We start from the raw sequence: 4,482 nt of genomic DNA, 5'->3' as shown, positions 1-4,482 counted from the left end.
TTAAAAAGGCTTCAATAAAATTGAAGCTTTTTTGTTATTCAATAACTTTAAGCAATATTCAATAACATAAATAGTTAATTTATAACAACACTTTATCATTCAAAAAAGAGTCAACAAATTATGATGACATCGCTTAGAGTAATGCTACTCTTTCTATTTTTAAATCCACTTTTAATTCTTGCTCAAGAAAAATTTACTCTTAGTGGCACAGTTACAGATAGTCAAAGTAACGAAACCCTAATTGGTGTTAACATCATAATTCCAGAAATTCAGTCTGGTACAATCACCAATGAATATGGATTTTATTCAATTACCCTTCCAAAAGGAAGTTATAAAATACAAATTAGTTATTTAGGGTTTAAAACCATTTCTGAGACTATTAGTTTAGATAACGATCTCACTAAAAACTTTAAACTAAATGAGGCGGCAGAAAGCCTAGATGAAGTTGTTATTACCGAAGACATAGAAGCATTAAATCTAAAAAAACCTCAAATGAGTGTTAATGCATTGTCCATTAATACCATTAAGCAAATGCCTGTAGTTTTAGGAGAGGTAGATGTTATAAAATCTATTACTTTACTTCCAGGTGTTAGTAATGCTGGAGAAGGATCATCTGGTTTTAACGTACGTGGTGGAGCTGCCGATCAAAACCTTATTCTTTTAGATGAAGCCACTATTTTTAATTCATCACATTTATTTGGTTTCTTTTCTGTATTTAATCCAGATGCAATAAAGGATATTAAACTCTATAAAGGCGGAATACCAGCAAAATATGGAGGTAGAGTATCTTCTGTGTTAGACATTTATCAAAAAGAAGGTAACAGTAGTCAATTTCAAATGAATGGAGGTATTGGATTAATCTCTAGTCGTTTATTAGCAGAGGGTCCCATAAAAAAAGACAAAGGATCATTTCTTTTTGGCGGACGTAGCAGTTATGCCCATTTATTTTTACCGCTCTTCGATTTAGATAATATTGCTTATTTCTACGATCTTAATACAAAGTTAAGTTATAGACTTAATGATAACAATAGTATTTTCTTGTCTGGTTATTTTGGTCGCGATGTTTTTGAAATTCAAGATAGTTTTGAAAACACATACGGAAATACGGTGGTTAACTTTCGTTGGAATCATTTGTTTTCAGACAAATTATTCTCAAACCTTTCATTAATTTATTCAGATTATTACTATGGTTTGAAGCTTAATTTTGTTGAATTTGATTGGGAATCTGGAATAAGAAACTTTAATCTTAAGTACGATTTTAAGCACTACATAAGCAACAATTTTAAACTAGAATATGGCTTAAATAGTATTTACTATAAATTCAATCCAGGTGAAATTAATCCCACAACTGAAAATTCTGGAATTAATCCTTTTAAACTCATCGATAAGTATGCCTTTGAAAATGCTATTTATTTAGATACAGAACACAAACTAAGCAATAAAGTATCTGTTAGTTATGGTGCTAGATTTAGTACATTCCATAGACTTGGACAAAATGAATTAAACATATACCAGAACAATAATCCTGTAACGTTTAATACAGAACTTGGTATATATGAAAAAGCAGAACCTACTGGTACAGAAAATTTTAGTAGAAGTGATGTCATTGAATCATTTGCAAACATTGAACCTCGTTTGGCTATAGCCTATCAATTGAATGAAAACAGCTCATTAAAAGCGAGTTATAATAGAATGAGTCAATATTTGCATCTCCTATCCAATACTAATTCACCAACACCATTAGATGTTTGGACGCCAAGTGGTAAATTTATAAAGCCACAATTGTTAGATCAGGTCGCATTAGGCTATTTTAAAACATTTAAGGATAACACATATTCCCTAGAAGTAGAAAGCTTTTATAAAACGATACAAAACCGAATTGATTATATAGACGGTGCCAATTTAATTGCAAATAATGCTATAGAACAAGTTATACTTAACGGAGAAGCCAGAGCCTACGGTATGGAGGTTTTGTTTAGAAAAAATGAAGGAAAACTTAAAGGATGGCTAGCCTATACCCTATCCAAATCTGAACAGCGCACACCAGGCAGAACACAAATAGAAACAGGTATAAATAACGGAGAATGGTATAATACACCTTTTGATAAGACACATGATGTTTCTTTAACCACCAGTTACAATTTAAACAAAAAATGGTCGTTTAGTTCTAATTTTTTATTTCAAACAGGACAACCCTCAACGTTTCCAAATGGTCAATATGAATACAACGGACTTGTAGTACCAAGTTATGAGGCCAGAAATTCTAGTAGATTACCATCATACCATAGATTAGATGTATCCGTTAATTATAATCCAAAACCAGATAGTGAAAAACGCCTTAAAGGCGAATGGGTGTTTGGAATATACAACGTTTACAATAGAAGAAATGCTGCAAGTATAACGTTTAGAGAAAATAGAATGTCTGGCACCAACGAAGCTGTAAGACTGGCCATTTTTGGTATAGTGCCGTCTGTTTCATATAATTTTAAATTTTAGACTGATGAAAAAATTACTCTTATTATTTGTTAGTTTATTAATTTTTGCAAATTGTGAAGACGTCATGGACGTAGATCTCAATACCAGTGAGCCGCGTTTGGTTATTGACGCTTCAATTAATTGGGTTAAAAATACCTTAGGTAATGAGCAAAGCATAAAATTGAGTTTAACGGCACCGTTTTTTAATGAGTCCGTACCACCAGCAAATGGTGCTTTCGTAGAAATAACAGATACTAACAACAATACCTTTAATTTTATTGAAGACGGAGATAGCGGTATTTACCTAAATAATACATTTAATCCTTTAATTGATGAAACTTATAGCTTAACCATAATTTATAATGGTGAAACCTATACAGGCACTGAAACATTAAAATCCGTGTCATCTATAGATTTTGTTGAACAAAATAATGAAGGAGGTTTTACAGGTGAAGATATCGAATTAAAAGCGTTTTATACGGATCCTGCTGACATAGAAAATTATTACTTTTTTGAATTTATAAGTGATATACCAGAAATTCCCACACTAGAAGTTTATGAGGATAGATTCACAGATGGAAATCAAATATTTGGCTTTTACACAGAAGAAGATTTAGAAACCGGAGATATAGTTACAATAAGAAATTATGGCATATCTCAACGATTTTACGAGTATATGTTTATTCTTCTGCAACAAGGAGGAGAACAAGACGGTGGACCTTTTGAGACACAACCTGCAACCGTTAGAGGAAATTGTGTTAATACATCAAATCCAGAAAATTTTCCTTTTGGTTACTTTAGATTATCTGAAGTTGATGAGCTCATTTATACTGTAGAATAATTAAACTTTCCCAAAGGAAATTCATTATTTTTATAACATGAATTTTGAAAAAACAACTGAAAAGGATTCCAATTATAATCATCTTGAAAAGATGTCCATTAATGAAATCATTAATAACATAAACAAAGAAGATCAATCAGTACCTCTTGCTGTAGAAAAAGCTATTCCTCAGATTGAAGCATTAATAGAACAAGTTATAATAAAACTTAAAAATAATGGTAGATTGTTTTACATTGGAGCAGGTACTAGTGGCCGATTAGGGATTTTAGACGCCTCAGAATGTCCACCTACATTTGGTATATCGCACGATATTGTTATCGGTCTTATAGCAGGTGGAGATAAAGCCATAAGAAAAGCAGTAGAAAACGCAGAAGACTCTACCACGCAAGGTTGGTCAGATCTCCAAAATCATAATATCACAGAAAATGATATTGTTATTGGTATTGCAGCATCAGGAACTACACCATATGTAATAAGCACACTAAAAGCTTGTAATAATAATGATATTATTACTGGCTGTATAACTTGTAATAAAAATAGCCCTTTAAGTTTAACAGCACAGTATCCAGTTGAAGTTATTGTTGGTCCAGAATTTTTAACTGGCAGTTCTAGAATGAAGGCAGGTACAGCTCAAAAACTAGTACTCAATCTGATAACCACTACCACCATGATTAAATTAGATAGAGTAAAAGGTAACAAAATGGTGGATATGCAGTTAAGTAACAATAAACTTGTAAATAGAGGTATTAAAATGATAATGGACGAGTTAGAAATATCAAAAGAAAAAGCAAGTCAATTACTCTTAAAGCATAAAAGTGTAAGACAAAGTATAATACATGGACGAAAATAACAGAACTGACAGAGAACTTTTAGCCAAAGGATTAAAACGAATGGGATTTTGTCTTATTCTCATGTTTATCGGGCCAACATTAGTTTATATAGCATTAAGCAATGATCATAAACCACTATATATTCCATTATTAACAATTTCGATCTTAACTTGTATAGCCGCGGTAATTATGCTTTTTTACGGACTAAAAACTATCGGTGATAGTCTTTTTAAATAATAATTCTACCTAACATTATTAAACAAAAAACCCTAATTCGTATGAATTAGGGTTTAAAAAAGGCGGCGACCTACTCTTCCACAAATAGTAGTACCATCG

The 4,482-nt window shown here is 31.7% G+C and carries 4 protein-coding genes; all 4 read left to right on the top strand.

The genetic code is table 11. The features are described 5' to 3' along the window. Window positions 1-123 precede the first annotated feature (123 nt). Genes Q0800_RS03505 through Q0800_RS03490 form a run of 4 tightly spaced genes read left to right on the top strand, consistent with a single transcriptional unit; the run spans window position 124 to window position 4,383 of the window. Window positions 124-2,496 (top strand): TonB-dependent receptor, encoded by a 2,373-nt coding sequence (locus tag Q0800_RS03505; protein ID WP_299127682.1) that lies wholly within the window; start codon window positions 124-126, stop codon window positions 2,494-2,496. Window positions 2,497-2,500: 4 nt separating this feature from the next. Then, window positions 2,501-3,316 carry a DUF4249 family protein gene (locus Q0800_RS03500; protein ID WP_299127680.1) on the top strand — a complete coding sequence of 272 codons (816 nt, stop codon included), beginning with the start codon at window positions 2,501-2,503 and terminating at the stop codon, window positions 3,314-3,316. Between the two features lie 37 nt (window positions 3,317-3,353). Further along, on the top strand, window positions 3,354-4,166 hold the full coding sequence (gene murQ, locus Q0800_RS03495; RefSeq protein ID WP_299127678.1) for an N-acetylmuramic acid 6-phosphate etherase: 813 nt from the start codon (window positions 3,354-3,356) through the stop codon (window positions 4,164-4,166). Then, complete coding sequence (locus Q0800_RS03490) at window positions 4,153-4,383, top strand: DUF6095 family protein (protein WP_299127675.1); 231 nt, start codon at window positions 4,153-4,155, stop codon at window positions 4,381-4,383. Before murQ ends, Q0800_RS03490 begins: the two co-directional genes overlap by 14 nt. Window positions 4,384-4,482: the final 99 nt, after the last annotated feature.

The organism is uncultured Winogradskyella sp. (assembly GCF_937958655.1).
Lineage (GTDB): Bacteria > Bacteroidota > Bacteroidia > Flavobacteriales > Flavobacteriaceae > Winogradskyella.
The sequence above is the reverse complement of the archived record's forward strand: the minus strand, read 5'-3'. Positions and strand labels throughout refer to the sequence as shown.